We start from the raw sequence: 19,970 nt of genomic DNA on the forward strand, positions 1-19,970 counted from the left end.
CTCTGAGGATCGACCATGACACATAACCGTGATCCGTTAACCCTGAAATTGAGCCTGCGAGAGAAGTGCGCCTACGGGATGGGCGATTTTGGCTCGAACCTGATGCTGTGTATCGGCACGCTGTATCTGCTGAAGTTTTACACCGATGAGCTGGGCCTGCCCGCGTTCTACGGCGGCATTATTTTCCTGGTGGCGAAATTCTTTACCGCGTTTACCGATATGCTGACCGGCGTAGTGCTGGACTCCCGGCGCAATATCGGCGCGAGGGGAAAATTCCGGCCCTTCATCCTTTATGCCTCCGTTCCGGTGGCGCTGGTCGCGACGGCGCAGTTTATGGCCAACGACTTTAGCCTGACGGTGAAAACGGCGCTCGCCACCGCGCTCTTCATGCTGTTTGGCCTGTGCTATAGCCTGATGAACTGCTCTTACGGCGCGATGGTGCCCGCCATGACCAAAAACCCCAACGAGCGTGCGCAGCTTGCGGCGTGGCGTCAGGGCGGCGCAACGGTGGGGCTGTTGCTCTGCACCGTCGGCTTTATGCCCATCCAGGCGCTGTTCGTCCACCAGCCGTCACTGGGCTATCTGGTGGCCGCGCTGGCGTTTGTGACCGGCGGTCTGTTCTGCATGTGGTGGTGCTACAGCGGCGTGAAGGAGCGCTACGTGGAGGTCACGCCCGATCACCATAAGCCCGGCATTCTGAAATCGTTCTGCGCGATTTTCCGCAACCCGCCGCTGCTGGTGCTGTGCATCGCCAACCTGTGCACCCTCGCCGCGTTTAACATCAAGCTGGCGATTCAGGTCTATTACACCCAGTACGTGCTGAACGATCTCCATCTGCTGTCGTGGATGGGCTTTTTCAGCATGGGCTGCATTCTGATTGGCGTGTTTCTGGTTCCCGGCGCGGTGAAGCGCTTCGGCAAGAAGCCGGTCTATCTGGGCGGGCTGGCGCTGTGGGCAGTGGGTGACGTGCTGAACTTCTTCTGGGGGACCAGCTCCCTGCTGTTCGTGCTGTTTTCCTGCATGGCCTTCTTCGGCACGGCGTTTGTGAATAGCCTGAACTGGGCGCTGGTGCCGGATACCGTCGATTACGGCGAGTGGAAAACCGGCATCCGCGCAGAAGGGTCGGTGTACACCGGGTATACCTTCTCGCGCAAAATATCCGCCGCCCTCGCCGGCTTCCTGCCCGGCATCATGCTAACCCAGATTGGCTACGTTCCCCATGCGGTGCAGAGCGCAGGCACGCTGCTGGGGTTGCGTCAGCTTATTTTCCTCTGGCCGTGCGGCCTGGCGATCGTGGCCGCCGTGACCATGGGGCTGTTTTATAAACTCAACGAAGCGCGCTTCGCTTTTATTATCGAGGAGATTGGAAAACGGAAAAAACAAACCGCAAATACCCCTGAGATAACCACCAACAATAAAGCGTCAGCAGTCACTTTATAACAATAAATCCGGCCACTATGTCCTTCCTGCTTATCAGGAGGGAGGCCTTTCTGTACCTGATACATGGACAAATTATGAAAAGAATCATTACCGTACTGATCGTGTCGTCTGTGTCCTGCCCGGTATTTGCCGGGGCCTATGTCGAAACGCGCGAAGCCTACAACACGGCCTCTGAGCTGCACGAGGTGATCCTGCGTGCGGGGTATAACTTCGATATGGGCGCGGGGCTGATGTTCACCAATGCCTATAACGTGGGGAAATGGGACGAGCTGAAGCACAGCTATAACGAAATTGAGGGGTGGTATCCGCTCTTTAAACCCACCGACAAACTCACCTTCCAGCCTGGCGGATTAATTAACGACAGCAGCGCCGGTTCGGGGGGTGCGGTCTATCTGGACACCAACTATAAATTCGTCGACTGGTTCAACCTGACGTTTCGCTATCGCTATAACCATACCAATTACGATACGCCGGATTACAACGGGCAGATGGATAAGAACGACACGCACGAGTTTGCCAACTACTGGAATTTCAAAGTGACGGATGCGTTTTTCTACACCTTTGAACCGCACTTTTTCCAGCGGGTGAATGATTATCACAGCAAAAACGGCAAAGACCATCACTGGGAAATCACCAATAAATTCAGCTATAAGATCGACAGAAACTGGCTGCCGTACCTTGAGCTTCAGTGGCTGGACAGATGGAATGATTACAACCGCGAGCAGTACCGGATTCGCTTAGGGTTACGGTATTCGTTCTAATAAAAAAGCCGCTGATTTCTCAGCGGCTTTTACGTTGCCGGGTGGCGCTTGCGCTTACCCGGCCTACGGATTGACCGTATTAGTCTTCTTTCGCACCGCGCATTGCACGTTTACGATCGTTCTCGGTCAGGTGACGTTTACGGATACGAATTGACTGTGGAGTCACTTCGACCAGTTCGTCGTCATCGATGAATTCCAGAGCCTGCTCCAGAGTCATCTTGATCGGTGGAACCAGAACCGTTGCTTCGTCAGTACCGGACGCACGCATGTTGGTCAGTTTCTTACCGGTCAGGCAGTTTACGGTCAGGTCGTTAGAACGACTGTGAATACCGATGATCTGGCCTTCGTACACTTCCGCACCGTGACCCAGGAACAGCTTACCGCGATCCTGCAGACCGAACAGCGCAAACGCAACCGCTTTACCCTGACCGTTGGAGATCAGCACGCCGTTGTTACGCTGGCCCACTTCGCCCGGACGCACGTCGTCGTAGTGGCTGAAGGTGGAGTACAGCAGACCGGTACCGGACGTCATGGTCATGAACTCAGAACGGAAGCCGATCAGGCCTCGGCTTGGGATCACGTAGTCGAGACGTACGCGGCCTTTGCCATCTGGATTCATGTTTTTCAGGTCGCCTTTACGCTCGCCCAGTGCCTGCATGACAGAACCCTGGTGCTGCTCTTCGACGTCCAGCGTTACGTTTTCGAACGGCTCTTGTTTACGGCCGTCGATTTCGCGGAAGATAACTTTCGGACGGGAAACCGCCATCTCGAAACCTTCACGACGCATGTTTTCGATCAGAACTGACAGGTGCAGCTCGCCACGACCCGAAACGCGGAATGCGTCAGCGTCTTCGGTTTCTTCAACGCGCAGCGCAACGTTGTGCACCAGCTCTTTGTTCAGGCGGTCAAGGATCTGACGGGAGGTAACAAATTTACCTTCTTTACCACAGAACGGAGAGGTGTTGACGTTGAAGAACATGGATACGGTTGGTTCATCAACGGACAGGGCTGGCAGCGCTTCGACGTTCTGCGGATCGCAGATGGTGTCGGAGATGTTCAGTTCACCCAGACCGGTGATGGCGATGATGTCGCCCGCTTCCGCGATGTCGCTCTCGATACGCTCAAGACCCAGGTGAGTCAGCACTTTACCGACTTTACCGTTACGGGTTTTGCCTTCGCTATCGATGATAGTGACCTGCTGGTTCGGCTTCACTTTACCGCGCTTGATACGACCAATGCCGATAACACCAACGTAGTTGTTGTAGTCGAGCTGAGAGATCTGCATCTGCAGGGTACCGTCGAGATCGACGTTTGGCGCAGGAACACGGTCAACAATCGCCTGATACAGCGGGGTCATGTCTTCAGCCATGTCTTCGTGGTCCAGACCCGCGATACCGTTCAGCGCAGAGGCGTAAACGATAGGGAAGTCCAGCTGCTCGTCGGTCGCGTCGAGGTTAACGAACAGGTCGAAGACCTGGTCAACAACCCAGTCAGGACGCGCGCCAGGGCGGTCAACTTTGTTGATAACAACGATTGGCTTCAGACCATGGGCAAAAGCTTTTTTGGTCACGAAGCGCGTCTGTGGCATTGGGCCATCCATTGCGTCAACGACCAGCAGAACGGAGTCTACCATGGACATTACACGTTCAACTTCACCACCGAAGTCGGCGTGCCCTGGGGTATCAACGATGTTGATACGGTAGTCATTCCATTTAATCGCGGTGTTTTTCGCGAGGATGGTAATCCCACGCTCTTTCTCCAAATCGTTGGAGTCCATCACGCGTTCTTGGGTTTCGGCACGCGCATCAAACGTACCGGATTGTTGCAGCAGCTTGTCAACCAGGGTCGTTTTACCATGGTCTACGTGCGCGATGATGGCGATGTTACGCAAATTTTCGATCACAACTTTGCCTCAGGCATTTAGAAATAGCGCGTTATTGTACACGGATTAATCGCACTACAAAACAGGATCACAAACATCCCCCGCAAACAAGTATTGCAGAGATGCTTTGTGATCGCTTTCACGGAGCGGTAAAAGGGCACTTTAACGTAAATTGCACCAATATGGTGCTCAATGTTCACATTGAAGCACTATACTGGTGCAACAAATCCATTGTGGTGCAGCCCTTTTGCACTATGGTGCGCATGATAACGCCTTTTTGGGGTGTTTTAAAAGTTGGCACAGATTTCGCTTTATAAAAAATACATGGCAACAGCCAGTACAAACAGAAATTGAAGACCTCGTTACCACGACGACAATGACCAATCTGGAGAGTTAAGTATGTCCGCTGAACACGTTTTGACGATGCTGAACGAACATGAAGTGAAGTTTGTCGATCTGCGCTTCACCGATACCAAAGGTAAAGAACAGCACGTCACAATCCCTGCTCATCAGGTGAACGCCGAATTCTTTGAAGAAGGCAAAATGTTTGACGGCTCCTCCATTGGCGGCTGGAAAGGCATTAACGAATCCGACATGGTTCTGATGCCAGATGCAACCACTGCGGTCATTGATCCGTTCTTCGAAGAACCTACCCTGATCATCCGTTGCGATATCCTCGAGCCAGGCACGCTGCAGGGCTACGACCGCGACCCACGTTCTATCGCCAAACGCGCTGAAGAGTACCTGCGTTCTACCGGCATCGCGGACACCGTGCTGTTCGGGCCAGAGCCAGAGTTCTTCCTGTTCGATGACATCCGTTTCGGTGCCTCTATTTCTGGCTCCCACGTGGCTATCGACGACATCGAAGGCGCATGGAACTCCTCCACCAAATACGAAGGTGGTAACAAAGGTCACCGTCCAGGCGTAAAAGGCGGTTACTTCCCGGTTCCTCCGGTCGACTCTGCACAGGACATTCGTTCCACCATGTGTCTGGTGATGGAAGAGATGGGCCTGGTGGTTGAAGCTCACCACCACGAAGTAGCGACTGCCGGTCAGAACGAAGTGGCTACCCGCTTCAACACCATGACCAAAAAAGCGGACGAAATTCAGATCTACAAATACGTTGTGCACAACGTTGCGCACCGTTTCGGTAAAACCGCAACCTTCATGCCAAAACCGATGTTTGGCGATAACGGTTCCGGTATGCACTGCCACATGTCTCTGTCCAAGAACGGCACTAACCTGTTCTCTGGCGACAAATATGCCGGTCTGTCCGAGCAGGCGCTGTACTACATCGGTGGTGTTATCAAACACGCTAAAGCGATCAACGCCCTGGCGAACCCAACCACCAACTCCTACAAGCGTCTGGTCCCGGGCTACGAAGCGCCAGTGATGCTGGCCTACTCTGCGCGTAACCGTTCTGCTTCTATCCGTATCCCGGTGGTGGCGTCTCCTAAAGCGCGTCGTATCGAAGTTCGCTTCCCGGATCCAGCGGCTAACCCATACCTGTGCTTCGCCGCACTGCTGATGGCCGGTCTGGACGGTATCAAGAACAAGATCCACCCGGGCGAAGCGATGGACAAAAACCTGTACGACCTGCCGCCAGAAGAAGCGAAAGAGATCCCACAGGTTGCTGGCTCTCTGGAAGAAGCCCTGCAGGCGCTGGACGCAGACCGCGAGTTCCTGACTGCGGGTGGCGTATTCACTGACGACGCTATCGATGCTTACATCGCCCTGCGTACCGAAGAGAACGACCGCGTGCGTATGACTCCGCATCCGGTTGAGTTCGAACTGTACTACAGCGTTTAATTACGTTGTTTTACCCGGCGTGACACGCGCCGGGAGTAGTTGCCGTGGAAACTTTTAGCCCATCTCCGGATGGGCTTTTTTCTCCACCAACAACCTGATCTCACGCGCTTTTTACGCCGAAAACGCTATACTGCACTAAATTAGTGCAAACGACTCCAGGAGACTGCTGAATGGCAACTGGCACGCTGCCCGATGCTGGGCAGATCCTCAATTCTTTGATTAACAGCATCTTGCTGGTCGATGACGAGCTGGCCGTTCATTACGCCAACCCGGCGGCGCAGCAGCTGCTCGCCCAAAGCGCACGCAAACTGTTCGGCACCCCGCTTCCTGAACTCCTGAGCTATTTTTCGCTGAATATTGGCCTGATGCAGGAAAGTTTGCAGGCCGGACAGGGGTTTACCGACAACGAAGTGACGCTGGTGATCGACGGACGCTCGCACATTCTGTCGCTGACCGCGCAGCGTCTTCCAGAAGGCCTGATCCTGCTGGAAATGGCGCCGATGGATAATCAGCGTCGACTGAGCCAGGAGCAGCTTCAGCATGCGCAGCAAATTGCCGCCCGTGACCTGGTGCGCGGTCTGGCGCATGAAATCAAAAACCCGCTGGGTGGGTTACGCGGCGCGGCGCAGCTGCTGACCAAGGCGCTCCCCGACCCCGCGCTGGCGGAGTACACCAACGTCATCATTGAGCAGGCGGACCGTCTGCGGAATCTGGTAGACCGCCTTCTCGGGCCGCAGCAGCCGGGAATGCACGTCACGGAAAGCATCCATAAGGTGGCTGAACGGGTGGTGAAGCTCGTCTCAATGGAGCTGCCGGAGAACGTCACGCTGGTTCGTGATTACGACCCCAGCCTGCCGGAACTGGCCCATGACCCGGACCAGATTGAGCAGGTCCTGTTGAATATTGTACGCAACGCTCTGCAGGCGCTGGGACCCGACGGGGGCGAGATTATTTTACGCACCCGCACCGCCTTCCAGCTTACGTTACACGGTGTCCGCTACCGGCTGGCGGCCCGCATCGACGTCGAGGATAACGGACCCGGCATTCCATCGCATCTGCAGGACACCCTGTTCTACCCGATGGTCAGCGGTCGCGAAGGCGGGACCGGCCTCGGCTTATCCATTGCCCGCAGTTTGATCGATCAACACTCCGGAAAAATTGAATTTACCAGTTGGCCGGGACATACCGAGTTTTCGGTCTTCCTGCCGATTAAAAAATAAAGGTGACGTTTATGCAACGAGGGATAGTCTGGGTAGTCGATGACGATAGCTCCATCCGTTGGGTGCTTGAACGCGCGCTCACAGGGGCAGGATTAAGCTGCACGACGTTTGAGAGCGGCAGCGAAGTGCTCGACGCACTCACTACCAAAACGCCGGACGTTCTGCTTTCGGATATTCGCATGCCGGGCATGGACGGGCTGGCGCTGTTAAAGCAGATCAAACAACGCCACCCTATGCTTCCGGTCATCATAATGACCGCACACTCCGATCTGGATGCCGCGGTGAGCGCCTATCAGCAAGGGGCGTTCGATTACCTGCCCAAACCGTTTGATATCGACGAGGCGGTGGCGCTGGTTGAGCGCGCGATTAGCCATTATCAGGAGCAGCAACAGCCGCGCCACGCGCCCGATTTTGGGCCAACAACCGACATCATCGGCGAAGCACCAGCGATGCAGGACGTGTTTCGCATTATCGGCCGCCTGTCCCGCTCGTCTATAAGCGTGCTGATTAACGGTGAATCAGGAACCGGTAAAGAGCTTGTGGCGCATGCCCTGCACCGCCACAGCCCGCGGGCAAAAGCGCCGTTCATCGCCCTGAATATGGCGGCGATCCCGAAGGATTTAATTGAGTCCGAGCTGTTCGGCCATGAGAAAGGGGCGTTCACCGGCGCGAATACCATTCGCCAGGGGCGCTTTGAACAGGCTGACGGTGGGACGCTGTTCCTGGACGAGATCGGCGATATGCCGCTGGATGTTCAGACCCGCCTGCTGCGCGTGCTGGCCGACGGGCAGTTTTATCGCGTTGGGGGCTACGCGCCGGTGAAGGTGGACGTGCGCATTATCGCCGCGACCCACCAGAACCTGGAGCAGCGCGTGCAGGAAGGCAAATTCCGCGAGGATTTATTCCACCGTCTCAACGTCATCCGCGTTCATCTGCCGCCGCTGCGTGAGCGCCGGGAAGATATTCCCCGCCTGGCGCGCCATTTCCTCCAGGTAGCCGCCCGCGAGCTGGGCGTGGAGGCCAAACAGCTTCACCCGGAAACCGATGCCGCCCTGACGCGTCTGGCGTGGCCGGGCAACGTGCGTCAGCTGGAAAACACCTGCCGCTGGTTAACGGTGATGGCCGCCGGGCAGGAAGTGCTGATTCAGGATTTACCGGCCGAGCTGTTTGAAGCGACCGCGCCTGAAAGCAGTACCGGCCACGCGCTGCCGGACAGCTGGGCGACGCTGCTGGCGCAGTGGGCCGACCGCGCGCTGCGTTCCGGTCATCAAAACCTGCTGTCTGAGGCTCAGCCAGAGATGGAGCGTACGCTATTAACTACCGCGCTGCGTCATACGCAGGGTCATAAGCAGGAAGCCGCTCGCCTGCTGGGATGGGGACGTAATACCCTGACGCGCAAGCTGAAAGAGCTGGGAATGGAGTAATTTTACACCGCCGTGTAAAGGTTATAAATTGAGCGCAAATTGCCGTTATTTTGCGCTTTACTGTTCCGCCGAGTTTTGTATGATCGTGCCCGGAAATTGGGGGTGAACATCATGCTGGAAACAATCGTGAATATGCTCTCTAGCGGAGCCGCTGAAAGCCACACGCCACAAACCGCCGTTGCGGCAGTGCTGTGTGCGGCGCTGGTTGGGCTGTTTAGCTAGCGAGCTGTTAATGAAAAGCCGGGTGGCGCTGCGCTTACCCGGCCTACATTTCGCATTTTCGTAGGCCGGGTAAGGCGAAGCCGCCACCCGGCAATGCGGTTTAAATCACCCGCGAAAACTGCTGCAAACGCGCTTTCTGGCGCAGATAAGCGTCAAAGCACATGCAGATATTCCGGATCAACAGACGTCCTTTCGGCGTGACCTCAATCGCGCTATCCGACACCTCCACCAGCCCGTCTTTCGCCAGCGGCGCAATCAGCTTCAGGTCTTCCGCAAAGTAATCGCTAAAGTGCAGATCCCAATGCGACTCAATGTCACCGAAATCGAGACGGAAGTTGCAGATAAGCGCTTTAATGACATCGCGACGGATGCAGTCGTCGCGCGTGAGCGCAATGCCGCGCCACAGGGCGTTACCCTTTTCATCAACCTGCTGATAGTACAGCTTCAGCTCTTTCTGGTTCTGCGCGTAGCAGTCGCCGATCATGCTGATGGCGGAGACGCCCATCCCCAGCAAATCGGTATCGCCCTGGGTGGTGTAGCCCTGGAAGTTACGGTGCAGGACCCCTTCGCGCTGCGCAATCGCCAGCTCGTCGTCCGGGCGGGCAAAGTGATCCATACCGATAAACTGATAGCCGGTCTCGGTCAGCGAGGTGATGGTTTCCTGGAGGATATCCAGCTTCTGCTGGGCTGAAGGCAGATCCGCATCTTTGATTTTGCGCTGGGCGGCGAAGAGCGTCGGCAGATGCGCGTAGTTAAAGACGCTCAGGCGGTCCGGGTTGAGTTCGGCCACGCGCTTGAGCGTGAAGGCGAAGCTTTCCGGCGTTTGCTTTGGCAGGCCGTAAATCAGGTCAATATTGGTTGAGGTGAAGCCAATCTCACGCGCATGGTTGAGTAAGGCAAAGATAAATTCTTCGTCCTGCTCGCGGTTCACCAGACGCTGAACCTCTTTATTGAAATCCTGCACGCCCATGCTCAGGCGGTTGAAGCCTTCGGCGCGTAAGTGATCCAGTACATCCAGCTCGATTTCACGCGGATCGACTTCGATCGAGATTTCAGCGTCGGCGTTAAAGCTGAAATTGCCGCGCAGCAGGGCCATCAGACGGCTTATTTGCGCTTTATTCAGATAGGTTGGCGTGCCGCCGCCCCAGTGAAGCTGGCTGACGTGACGGCCCTTAAAGAGCGGTGCGCGATGCACAATTTCCTGCTCGAGCGCATCAAGATACTGGTCGGCTTTATGCTGCTGACGGGTAACGATTTTATTGCAGCCGCAGAAGTAGCAAAGCTTGTGGCAGAACGGAATATGGACGTAGAGGGACAGCGGACGCTCAGGATAGCGCGCGACGGCCTGCTGAAAATCCCCCTCGCCGAAGGCATCGGAGAACTCCAGCGCGGTGGGGTATGACGTATAGCGCGGCCCGGAATAGTTATATTTCTGGATTAGGGCCAAATCCCAGTCGATAGTTGGTGCTGACATGCTCACTCCTTCCGTTGGTGTCGCGTTCGTATACGGCGGCCCGTTCTGGCCCCGTTGCGGGCCATCATTCGGGTGCGCAGCCACTTCTGTCGCCGCGACAACCGCCGTAGTTTAACGAATAACCACACCAGATAACATATAACCGGAAGGGTTATAAGCAGGACTATCGTGCCTGCCGGGTGCAAATGTTAGTTTCCACCCTTCAGAAGACGCATCATATCTTCCTGCTTTTCGTCTTCTTCTTCATCTTCGTCATCGTCGTAAGACAGGCCCAGCTTCTGCATCAGCTCATCAATGCGGTCCAGTTTGGCATCCACCCATGACTGCTCTTCCGCGGTCAGGGTTTCACCCTCTTCAAGACGTTCCAGCAGCGCGTCCAGGCGCTCATCGTTCTCCAGCAAATCCAGCTCAGCCTGCGGTGAAAGCATAGGTTTCTCGCTCTTTGGTTTGTGCTGCTTAGTGACCGGGGTGTCTGTCACGCCCAGTGGAATGGGAGTTTTACTGCCGATACGAGGGTCTTTCTGCTGTTTGCCTTTTGCAGAAGCACCCGCTGCACCACCACCGTTGGCACGGCTACCCGCAGCATGACCGCGATGTTTTTTGTCGCGTTTGCGATCGCGCGCTTCCTGGTTCAGTTCTTCGCGCGTTTTGCGGCGTGCTTTTGCAGGGCGTTTCGCGCCCGCAGCGGAGGTTGGTTTTTTCATGATGTTTTATCTTTAAGTCGTTTTCTTCAGTATAGAATTGCGGCGAAATCTAGCAGAAAGCAAGCAAAGAAAAAAGGCGACAGAGCAATCTGTCGCCTTTTTTCCTGACTCACAACCCTTAGCGGGCCAGACATTCCGTGTTTGCCAACAACAAACCCTGTTTATCCCTTGGCTAATACCGTCCGTGATACGGTTCCATTTCCTGCTTAAACGCCTCCAGGCGCTGGTCATCCTGACAATCCTGCGTCTTCGCCTCCTGGCGCTCCTGACCCTAATCCTTAAGTCGATATCCTGTTGGCTTCCTCGCCCTGACGCACACTTTACCTTGTTCCATTAAACTAACAAGCAACGAAACGGTACAAAAAGGGTTTTTCAGACAATTACCTGGAAATAAACTTATGATTTAAAACAGTTTGGCTTTTTTGACGCCTGCGAATTCTCTTAAATCTCCCATAGCATCACTGGCCGATGTCTCACACCGCCAGGGGCATTCACCTACAGGACAGAGTAATCAGAAAAGCCTTTTGCCTGCATTCGGGTATAATCCCCTTCAGATTACGATTTTGGAGACGACCACGTGACTACCTGGAACTACCAACAGACGCATTTTGTCACCAGTGCGCCCGATATTCGCCACCTTCCTTCTGATACCGGTATAGAAGTGGCCTTTGCTGGCCGCTCCAACGCGGGGAAATCCAGCGCCCTGAATACGCTGACCAATCAGAAAAGCCTGGCGCGTACCTCAAAAACACCTGGCCGTACCCAGCTGATCAACCTGTTTGAAGTCGCAGAGGGCAAACGCCTGGTCGACTTACCGGGATACGGTTACGCGCAGGTACCGGAAGAGATGAAAATCAAGTGGCAGCGGGCGCTGGGTGAATACCTGGAAAAACGTCTGTGCCTGAAAGGTCTGGTCGTGCTGATGGACATTCGCCATCCCCTGAAAGATCTGGATCAGCAGATGATCGACTGGGCAGTAGCGAGCGATATCGCCGTGCTGGTGCTGCTGACAAAAGCCGATAAGCTGGCAAGCGGCGCGCGTAAAGCGCAGGTGAATATGGTTCGCGAAGCGGTGCTGGCGTTCAACGGTGATGTACAGGTTGAGCCGTTCTCCTCGCTGAAAAAGCAGGGCGTGGACAAGCTGCGTCAGAAGCTCGACACCTGGTTTAGCGAGCTGGAACCCGCGACGGAAGCGGAAGAAGAGTAATACCGGGCGCGGCGATGGCCGCGTTTTTTTTGCCTGAATTTTCTTTGCCGCAATAAAAAACGCCCCAGTCATTACTGACTGGGGCGGCTAAAATATTCAGCCAAATCCGATTACGTGAAGTAAAAGGTCTGAAAGATAGAACATCTTACCTCTGTACCCTACGCCGATAACTCTACCCCTTTTTGTGCTGCAGAAAAAGCACTTTTTGTAGTTTTTTTTCATTCTTTACATAGGGAATTCTAATGATCGTCACAAAACGCGCCTTCTTATGTTGCAAACTTACATAAAAAGCGCGTTATGCGAAGAACCGTTAGTGAGCCTGATCCCAGTTCTCACCACTTCCGACTTCCACCAGCAACGGCACGTCTAGCGTCATGCTGCTTTCCATCAGTTCGTGGATCTTCTTCGACACGGCGTCGAGGTCGTCTTTGTGCACTTCAAACACCAGTTCATCGTGTACCTGCATGATCATTTTCACGCGAGGCTTCTCTTTTTCCAGCCAGGCATCGACGGCGATCATTGCACGCTTAATGATGTCCGCCGCGGTACCCTGCATCGGGGCGTTAATCGCCGCACGCTCTGCGCCAGCGCGGCGTGCCGCGTTGCTGGATGTGATGTCCGGTAAGTAGAGACGGCGGCCATCCAGCGTTTCGACGTAACCTTTTTCCTTCGCCTGCGCGCGGGTGCGCTCCATGTATTCCAGCACGCCCGGATAGCGCTCGAAGTAGAGATCCATGTACTTCTGCGACTCTTTGCGCGGAATATTGAGCTGGCGCGAAAGACCAAATGCACTCATGCCGTAAATCAGACCGAAGTTGATCGCCTTAGCGCTGCGGCGCTGTTCGTTGGTCACGCTATCCAGCGGCAAGCCAAAGACTTCCGCCGCGGTTGCACGGTGGATATCCTTCCCTTCGGCAAACGCGGTCAGCAGGCCTTTGTCGCGGGACAGATGCGCCATAATGCGCAGTTCGATTTGCGAGTAGTCCGCCGAGACAATCAGATAATCCTCTGGCGCAATGAAAGCCTGGCGAATACGGCGGCCTTCTTCATTACGTACCGGGATGTTCTGCAGGTTGGGGTCCGTTGACGAGAGACGACCGGTCGCCGCGACAGCCTGGTGATACGACGTGTGCACGCGACCCGTTTTCGGGTTGATCATCAGCGGGAGCTTGTCGGTATAGGTCGACTTCAGCTTCGCGAGACCACGGTACTGCAGAATCACTTTCGGCAGCGGGTAATCCAGCGCCAGCTCTTCCAGCACCTCTTCAGACGTTGACGGCGCGCCGCCAGGGGTTTTCTTCAGCGGCTTGATGCCCTGCTTTTCAAACAGAATGGTTTGCAGCTGCTTCGGCGAAGAGAGGTTAAACGGCTCGCCTGCCAGCTCGTGCGCCTTTTGCTCAAGCTCGGTCAGACGCTGCGCCAGCTCCCCGGAGTGGTTATGCAGCACCGTTGGGTCGATTTTCACGCCGTTGCGTTCAATGCGGGACAGCACCGGTACCAGCGGCATCTCGACATGCTGGAACACGTTCAACGGCCCCTCCTGCTTCTGCAGTTTTGGCCACATCTTCAGGTGCAGCTGCAGCGTGACGTCGGCGTCTTCCGCCGCGTAGCGTCCCGCCTCTTCAAGAGCAATCTGGTTAAAGGTGAGCTGATTTTTCCCTTTACCTGCAATCTCTTCAAAGGTGATGGTTTTGTGCTTGAGCCAGCGGTCAGATAAGGAATCCATGTCATGTCGGCCCGCGACGCTGTCCAGAATGTAGGATTCGAGCATGGTGTCGAAGGCGATCCCGCGCAGTTCAATGCCGTAGTTTTGCAGAATACCGCGGTCGTACTTGAGGTTTTGCCCCACCTTGAGCGCCTTTTCGTCTTCCAGGATCGGCTTCAGCAGCTCAAGCACGCGTTCACGGGAGATCTGCTCCGGCGCGTCCAGGTAATCGTGCGCCACGGGAACGTAGGCAGCCATACCCGGCTCTGTCGCAAACGAGAGGCCAACCATATTGGCAGAGATGTTATCGAGACTGTCCGTTTCGGTATCAAAGGCAAAGACCGGCGCCTTTTTCAGCTTCTCGATCCAGGCGACCAGCTGCGACTCTTCAAGAATGGTTTCGTAGTTGTCGAAAGAGAGCGTAACGGCCTCTTCTTCCTCCACCAGCGCTTCTGCATCAGCGACAATCGATTCCTGTGGCTTTGCTGCCGGTTTCGCTCCTTTTGCCTGTAGCCACTTACCGGCTTCCACGTCGGTGATCCAGCGCTTAAATTCGTATTTTTTAAACAGGGTCAGCAGATCGTCCGCAGAAGGCTGCTGCACTTCCAGCTGCTCACAGCCCAGCTCCAGTTCGACATCGGTTTTGATGGTGGCCAGCTGATAGGAGAGATAAGCCACCTCTTTGTTATCGATAAGTTTTCCGGCCATGGTTTTTGCGCCACGGAAGGAGAGCCCGGCAATTTTGTCTGATTCCGCGTAGAGCGTATCCAGTCCGCCCAGCCCCTGAAGCAGCGCCTGCGCGGTTTTTTCACCAACGCCAGGTACACCCGGAATGTTATCCGAAGAGTCACCCATCAATGCGAGGAAGTCGATAATCAGCTCAGGCGGCACGCCATACTTAGCGACGACCTCTTCCGGCCCCAGAATGGTGTTGGTCATGGTGTTAATCAGGGTGATACCGGGCGTTACCAGCTGCGCCATATCTTTATCACCGGTGCTGATCAGCACGGGACGACCCATTTTTTCTGCTTCTCGCGCCAGCGTGCCGATGACGTCATCCGCTTCAACGCCAGAGACCGCCAGCAGCGGCAGCCCCATCGCTTTTACCATGGCATGCAGCGGCTCAATCTGCGCGCGCAGATCGTCAGGCATTGGCGGACGGTGGGATTTGTAATGCTCGAACAGCTCGTCGCGGAACGTTTTGCCTTTTGCATCAAAAACGACTGCCGCATGGCTTGGCTGATACTGAAGGATCAGGCTGCGCAGCATATTCAGCACGCCGTACATTGCGCCGGTCGGTTCCCCTGCGCTATTGGTCAGAGGAGGAAACGCATGATATGCCCGATACAGGTAAGAAGAGCCATCGACGAGAATAAGAGGGTTTTCTGGGATCTGAACCATAATGTCCGTGCCTTTAATCAATTTATGGGTAAAGGATGCCACAGAAGGATGAAAACATCAGGTATTAGCGCCTGATACAGGAAAAGATTTTGCGATCGTGAGGATCGCTCGCAAAAATCAAACTGTGGATAAGTTTGTGTATATTTTCACTTCAGATGAATAACAGACGTAAAAAACACATACGAGCTAATTTTTAGATCTTAATTATCATGCTGTTATGCCATCAGATCGTATCTATATGGCCAACTGATGGCAATTTAGTCTATGTGGATATAAGCCTTGATAAGCGCGCAATGACAGAGAAATCTTCTGCGGTGGAGTTAAAGCGGCCAAAACATCACGTGAAAGCGCCATTCATTTGCCTGTTTTCTGGTAAAATCAGCGCCCAGCGTCGCCTGGCCGGCCGCCCACTTACAGCTAACTACCTGAAAAAGCTCATCATGTCGAGATTGCTCGCTGCAATAACATTACCGTTAAGCATCATTTTAACTATCCTGGTGACTGTCGCCTGCTCTGTGCCGATCATTCTCGCCGGAATAATTAAACTGCTGCTGCCTGTCCCCGTGGTGTGGCGAGCCGTGTCCGCATTTTGTAATTTCATGATGTATTGCTGGTGCGAAGGACTGGCGATCCTGTTGTGTCTTAACCCGCACCTGAAGTGGGATGTGAAAGGGCTGGAGCGCCTTAACAAAAAGAACTGGTACCTGCTGATCTGCAATCACCACAGCTGGGCCGACATCGTGGTGTTATGCGTGCTGTTTCGCAAACATATCCCGATGAACAAATACTTCCTGAAACAGCAGCTCGCCTGGGTGCCTTTTATCGGGCTGGCCTGCTGGGCGCTCGATATGCCGTTTATGAAACGCTATTCGCGCAGCTATTTGATTCGTCATCCTGAACGTCGCGGTAAGGATGTAGAGACCACGCGCCGTTCCTGTGAAAAGTTTCGCGCGCATCCAACGACCATCGTGAACTTTGTTGAAGGCTCCCGGTTTACGGAAGAGAAGCGTCAGCAAACTCGCTCTCCTTATCAGCATCTGTTGCCGCCAAAGGCGGCGGGGATTGCGATGGCGCTTAACGTACTGGGTGCACAGTTCGATAAGCTTCTTAACGTCACGCTCTGCTATCCGGAAAACGATAAGACGCCGTTCTTCGATATGCTCAGCGGTAAACTGACGCGCATCGTCGTGCACGTCGATCTGGTCCCGATTGACGCTGAACTGCACGGTGATTACGTAAACGATAAGAACTTCAAACGTCGTTTCCAGCAGTGGCTTAATACGCTCTGGAAAGAGAAAGACGAACGGATAGACAATATAAAATCTTCATACAAAAACGCCGGTCAGTGACCGGCGTTTGTACATCAACGAAATTACTTTTTCTCAACCAGGTATTTCACGGTATCAGCATACTGCTGCACGAAGATATCCATGCTGCTGGTGTCCATACCCTGCATGTTCAGCTGATATTTGCCGTTAACAAACATCGCCGGAACGCCCTGAAGCTGGAGGTCAGCAGCCGCTTTTTCCTGCTGAGCCACCAGGGATTTCACCACGAAGCTGTTCCACGCTGCGTCATAATCTTCACCTTTCACGCCAGCGTCAACGAACACTTTACGGATATCCGCAGTGGTCTGAACGGTCTGGGTTTTCTGTACGGCTTCAAACATTGGCGCAGTGATCTTATCTTCCACGCCCAGTGCCATGGCAACCGCCCAGGCCTGGGTCAGATCTTTACCCAACGGGCCCAGGAACTCGACGTGGTACTTGGTCATTTTGGTGCCTTCCGGCAGTTTTTTCTTCACGTTGTCAGACACATGCAGAACCTGCTCGAACTGATAGCAGTGTGGGCAATAGAACGAGAAGAACTCCAGCACCTGTGGCTCGCCAGCGACCGGTTTTTCCAGCGTGATGAACTGCTTGCCGTCGGTAAACTGCGCAGCAGAAGCGCTAAATGCCAGAATCATACCTGCCAGCGCCAGCCAAATTTTTTTCATGATTAACTCTCTCCTGGGTGTGTCCAATTAATACATCGGCGTTAATTGCAGAGGGGGTTCCTGAAGAACCTTGACCTGCTCAGTAAATGTAGATATCTGGCTGCGCCAGTAATCCTCTCCGGTAAGCCACGGGAAATTCCGGGGAAATGCGGGATCGCCCCAACGCCTGATTAACCATGCGAGATAATAAACAAAACGCATCGCGCGTAAAGGCTCAATCAGGGCAATTTCGTCTGAATTAAACGGGCTAAATTCTTCATATGCTTCAATAATGGTTTCAAGCTGCATGCGTTGCTCGGCTTTGTCACCGTTGAGCAGCATCCACAGATCCTGAACCGCTGGCCCCATACGCGCATCATCGAGATCGACAAACAGCGGGCCATCACGCCAGAGAATATTCCCGGCGTGACAATCGCCATGCAGGCGCAGGAGGGAAATATCATCGCGCCAGCAGGTTTTCACTGCTGCAATAAGCTTATCGGTGGCGCTGAGGAAATCATCCTTGAGCGCAGAGGGGATCATTGCAGACGCTGCGAATATTTCGCGCGGTTCCGTAAGGTATTCCTGAATCCCGATAGTCGGGCGGGCAATAAACGCTTTTTTGCGTCCCGTCTGGTGTATACGCCCAAGATAGCGAGCAACCCACTCCATCTGATCGATATTATCCGCCTCAAACTGGCGCCCACCCAGGCTCGGGAAGACCGCGTAGTAAAACCCTTCATGCGTGAGGAGCGTTTGATTATTGAATTTTAGCGGGGCGGCAACGGGGACATCATCATCCAGCAGATCGTGAGCGAACTGATGCTCTTCCTGAATTTGTTCTGCGGACCAGCGTTCTGGACGGTAGAACTTTACGACGAAGCGCTGACGATCATCGTCCTGAAATTGATAGACGCGGTTTTCGTAGCTGTTTAACGGTGTTAGCCCGGAATCCACCCGAATACCCTGTTCAAACAGGGCATCCATAATGGTGTCCGGGTGTAAGGTCTGGAAAGTAAAAGCCTGGTCGTTCATCCGATCATCCGGAAATTATACGAATGATTCAGGATATCATCTTGTGGCGATTTCGGTGCCGCCGCTTACAAGCTTTTACTCTTTAATTACGCCTCGGGCGCGCAATAGTGCGGTCTTAAAATCTTCCTCATAATCTTTCTGAATACCAGGAATAACAGCATCTTTGGCGGAGTCGCGCATTTTAAGGTGGTAGATCAGGATGTCGTCAGAAAGGTCTGCCAGATCGCCGTCAAAACCTGACTCTTTCGCCAGTTTCTGTAAAAATTGCATCAGATTAAGCTCTGGCTCTTTTTGCCAGGCGGGCTGGAGGAGTTCAATAACTTCATTCAGACGTTTACATTTCATGGTGGTGCTCCTTTCATTTAGAGTGCCACGTTAGCAGGGTCAATCCCACAATAAAAGAGGCGATATTCGTGAATCTTAGCCAGGAAATCATTGGAGTCGTTCTGGCAGGTGGCAGAGCGACGCGAATGGGGGGAAAAGATAAGGGGCTTCAGCTTCTTAATGGCAAACCCTTGTGGCAGCATGTCGCCGATACGCTCGCAGGTCAGGTATCGACAATGGTCATTAGCGCTAACCGGCATCTCGACACTTACCGGCAAAGCGGGTACGCCGTTTATCAGGATATTCTTGCGGATTATCCGGGACCGCTGGCCGGTATGCTTTCGATCATGCAACAGTCTCATGGAGAGTGGTTTATCTTCTGCCCCTGCGATACCCCGTTTATTCCCTCCTGTCTTGTCGAGCGTTTGTTACTGCTTCGTGGTACGGCTCCTGTGGTTTGGGCACATGACGGCGAGCGCGACCATCCTGCTATCGCATTGATGCGCCGATCGCTAGCGCCTGCCCTGCAACGCTATCTGGCTGCGGGCGAGCGCAGGGTGATGGTCTTCATGCGTGAGTCTGGCGGCCATTCCGTTGATTTTAGCGATGTGAAATCAGCCTTTGTGAACGTGAATACGCATGAAGATTTGCAGATGATGCAGGAGAAAAGATGATACCTGTTGTAGCCATTTCCGCCTGGAGTGGAACCGGGAAAACCACGTTGCTGAAAAAGCTCATTCCTGCGCTTTGTGCCAGAGGTATCCGTCCTGGATTGATTAAGCACACCCACCATAATATGGATGTCGATACACCGGGCAAAGATAGCTATGCATTGCGTAAAGCGGGTGCAGCGCAAACGATGGTGGCAAGTACTCAACGCTGGGCGTTGATGACAGAAACGCCAGATGAGGCGCCGCTTGATCTCGCCTATCTGGTCAGCCGGATGGATCAGGCCACGCTGGATCTGGTGCTGGTAGAGGGATTTAAGCTTGAGGCCGTGCCCAAGATCCTGCTGTTCAGAAGCGATGCCGGGCATGATTTCAGCGAGTTAACGCTGGATGAGCATGTGATTGCGGTGGCCAGTGATGTTGTATTGCCGCTTGAGGTTCCGGTGCTGGACTTAAATGATGTGGAGGGGATAGCGGACTTTATTGTGACGTGGGGTGCAGTTTGATTTGCCGGGTGGCGGCTTTGCCTTACCCGGCCTGCAAAGTTAGCGGGTTCAGAAACGCAAAAAGGCCATCCTTCCGGATGGCCTCTTCACTTATTTGATGCCTGGCAGTTCCCTACTCTCACATGGGGAGACCCCACACTACCATCGGCGCTACGGCGTTTCACTTCTGAGTTCGGCATGGGGTCAGGTGGGACCACCGCGCTAAAGCCGCCA

General features: G+C 54.2%; 17 protein-coding genes and 1 rRNA gene. 10 read left to right on the top strand and 8 right to left on the bottom strand.

Features of this window, described 5'->3' with window-relative positions:
* Nucleotides 1-15 precede the first annotated feature (15 nt).
* The gene (locus ACMWKK_RS22885; RefSeq protein WP_161656519.1) at nt 16-1,440 is read left to right on the top strand and encodes an MFS transporter; all 1,425 of its coding nucleotides are present in this window, start codon (nt 16-18) and stop codon (nt 1,438-1,440) included.
* A gap of 74 nt (nt 1,441-1,514) precedes the next feature.
* Nucleotides 1,515-2,201 (top strand): porin OmpL, encoded by a 687-nt coding sequence (gene ompL, locus ACMWKK_RS22890; protein ID WP_112782012.1) that lies wholly within the window; start codon nt 1,515-1,517, stop codon nt 2,199-2,201.
* A 79-nt stretch (nt 2,202-2,280) separates the two neighbouring features.
* Here the strand turns inward: ompL and typA are convergent, their stop codons facing one another.
* Nucleotides 2,281-4,104 (bottom strand): ribosome-dependent GTPase TypA, encoded by a 1,824-nt coding sequence (gene typA / locus ACMWKK_RS22895; RefSeq protein WP_023331638.1) that lies wholly within the window; start codon nt 4,102-4,104, stop codon nt 2,281-2,283.
* Nucleotides 4,105-4,482: 378 nt separating this feature from the next.
* Between typA and glnA the strand changes: the two genes are divergently transcribed.
* The 4 genes from glnA to ACMWKK_RS22915 all read left to right on the top strand — a co-directional run bounded on the left by glnA (nt 4,483) and on the right by ACMWKK_RS22915 (nt 8,758).
* Nucleotides 4,483-5,892, top strand: coding sequence for a glutamate--ammonia ligase (glnA, locus tag ACMWKK_RS22900; RefSeq protein ID WP_008501856.1), 1,410 nt, complete (start codon nt 4,483-4,485; stop codon nt 5,890-5,892).
* A 170-nt stretch (nt 5,893-6,062) separates the two neighbouring features.
* Nucleotides 6,063-7,112 carry a nitrogen regulation protein NR(II) gene (gene glnL, locus ACMWKK_RS22905; protein WP_032644301.1) on the top strand — a complete coding sequence of 350 codons (1,050 nt, stop codon included), beginning with the start codon at nt 6,063-6,065 and terminating at the stop codon, nt 7,110-7,112.
* 11 nt (nt 7,113-7,123) lie between these two features.
* Complete coding sequence (glnG, locus tag ACMWKK_RS22910) at nt 7,124-8,536, top strand: nitrogen regulation protein NR(I) (RefSeq protein WP_023309765.1); 1,413 nt, start codon at nt 7,124-7,126, stop codon at nt 8,534-8,536.
* A 111-nt stretch (nt 8,537-8,647) separates the two neighbouring features.
* Nucleotides 8,648-8,758, top strand: a complete 111-nt coding sequence (locus ACMWKK_RS22915; protein ID WP_045329576.1) for a YshB family small membrane protein — start codon at nt 8,648-8,650, stop codon at nt 8,756-8,758.
* A 100-nt stretch (nt 8,759-8,858) separates the two neighbouring features.
* On the opposite strand, the gene hemN is transcribed toward ACMWKK_RS22915, so the two are convergent.
* Together hemN and yihI are read right to left on the bottom strand one after the other, a co-directional pair.
* Complete coding sequence (gene hemN, locus ACMWKK_RS22920; protein ID WP_112782013.1) at nt 8,859-10,232, bottom strand: oxygen-independent coproporphyrinogen III oxidase; 1,374 nt, start codon at nt 10,230-10,232, stop codon at nt 8,859-8,861.
* A gap of 188 nt (nt 10,233-10,420) precedes the next feature.
* On the bottom strand, nt 10,421-10,936 hold the full coding sequence (yihI, locus tag ACMWKK_RS22925) for a Der GTPase-activating protein YihI (protein WP_032644299.1): 516 nt from the start codon (nt 10,934-10,936) through the stop codon (nt 10,421-10,423).
* Nucleotides 10,937-11,513: 577 nt separating this feature from the next.
* Between yihI and yihA the strand changes: the two genes are divergently transcribed.
* A complete protein-coding gene (gene yihA / locus ACMWKK_RS22930) occupies nt 11,514-12,143 on the top strand; it encodes a ribosome biogenesis GTP-binding protein YihA/YsxC (RefSeq protein ID WP_023309768.1) in 630 nt (209 codons plus the stop codon).
* Nucleotides 12,144-12,453: 310 nt separating this feature from the next.
* Here yihA and polA read toward each other — a convergent pair whose 3' ends face one another.
* Nucleotides 12,454-15,249, bottom strand: coding sequence for a DNA polymerase I (polA, locus tag ACMWKK_RS22935; RefSeq protein ID WP_112782017.1), 2,796 nt, complete (start codon nt 15,247-15,249; stop codon nt 12,454-12,456).
* 440 nt (nt 15,250-15,689) lie between these two features.
* Here polA and ACMWKK_RS22940 point away from each other — a divergent pair, with 440 nt between their 5' ends.
* Nucleotides 15,690-16,598, top strand: a complete 909-nt coding sequence (locus tag ACMWKK_RS22940) for an acyltransferase (RefSeq protein WP_045329573.1) — start codon at nt 15,690-15,692, stop codon at nt 16,596-16,598.
* Nucleotides 16,599-16,621: 23 nt separating this feature from the next.
* Here ACMWKK_RS22940 and dsbA read toward each other — a convergent pair whose 3' ends face one another.
* The 3 genes from dsbA to ACMWKK_RS22955 form a co-directional block, all read right to left on the bottom strand.
* Nucleotides 16,622-17,245 carry a thiol:disulfide interchange protein DsbA gene (gene dsbA / locus ACMWKK_RS22945; RefSeq protein WP_045329480.1) on the bottom strand — a complete coding sequence of 208 codons (624 nt, stop codon included), beginning with the start codon at nt 17,243-17,245 and terminating at the stop codon, nt 16,622-16,624.
* Nucleotides 17,246-17,272: 27 nt separating this feature from the next.
* The gene (locus ACMWKK_RS22950; RefSeq protein ID WP_406542939.1) at nt 17,273-18,259 is read right to left on the bottom strand and encodes a serine/threonine protein kinase; all 987 of its coding nucleotides are present in this window, start codon (nt 18,257-18,259) and stop codon (nt 17,273-17,275) included.
* A 75-nt stretch (nt 18,260-18,334) separates the two neighbouring features.
* Nucleotides 18,335-18,604, bottom strand: a complete 270-nt coding sequence (locus ACMWKK_RS22955; protein ID WP_008501866.1) for a YihD family protein — start codon at nt 18,602-18,604, stop codon at nt 18,335-18,337.
* Between the two features lie 68 nt (nt 18,605-18,672).
* On the opposite strand from ACMWKK_RS22955, the gene mobA reads away from it, so the two are divergent.
* Complete coding sequence (gene mobA, locus ACMWKK_RS22960; protein WP_112782015.1) at nt 18,673-19,257, top strand: molybdenum cofactor guanylyltransferase MobA; 585 nt, start codon at nt 18,673-18,675, stop codon at nt 19,255-19,257.
* Nucleotides 19,254-19,757, top strand: a complete 504-nt coding sequence (gene mobB / locus ACMWKK_RS22965; protein ID WP_112782016.1) for a molybdopterin-guanine dinucleotide biosynthesis protein MobB — start codon at nt 19,254-19,256, stop codon at nt 19,755-19,757. The genes mobA and mobB overlap by 4 nt, the downstream gene beginning before the upstream one ends.
* 99 nt (nt 19,758-19,856) lie before the next feature.
* On the opposite strand, the gene rrf is transcribed toward mobB, so the two are convergent.
* Nucleotides 19,857-19,970 (bottom strand): 5S ribosomal RNA (gene rrf / locus ACMWKK_RS22970); the annotation flags it as partial.

The sequence above is a fragment of the Enterobacter sp. 01-M-03-SI-ECC genome (genome assembly GCF_047530215.1).
Taxonomy (GTDB): Bacteria; Pseudomonadota; Gammaproteobacteria; order Enterobacterales; family Enterobacteriaceae; genus Enterobacter; species Enterobacter chengduensis.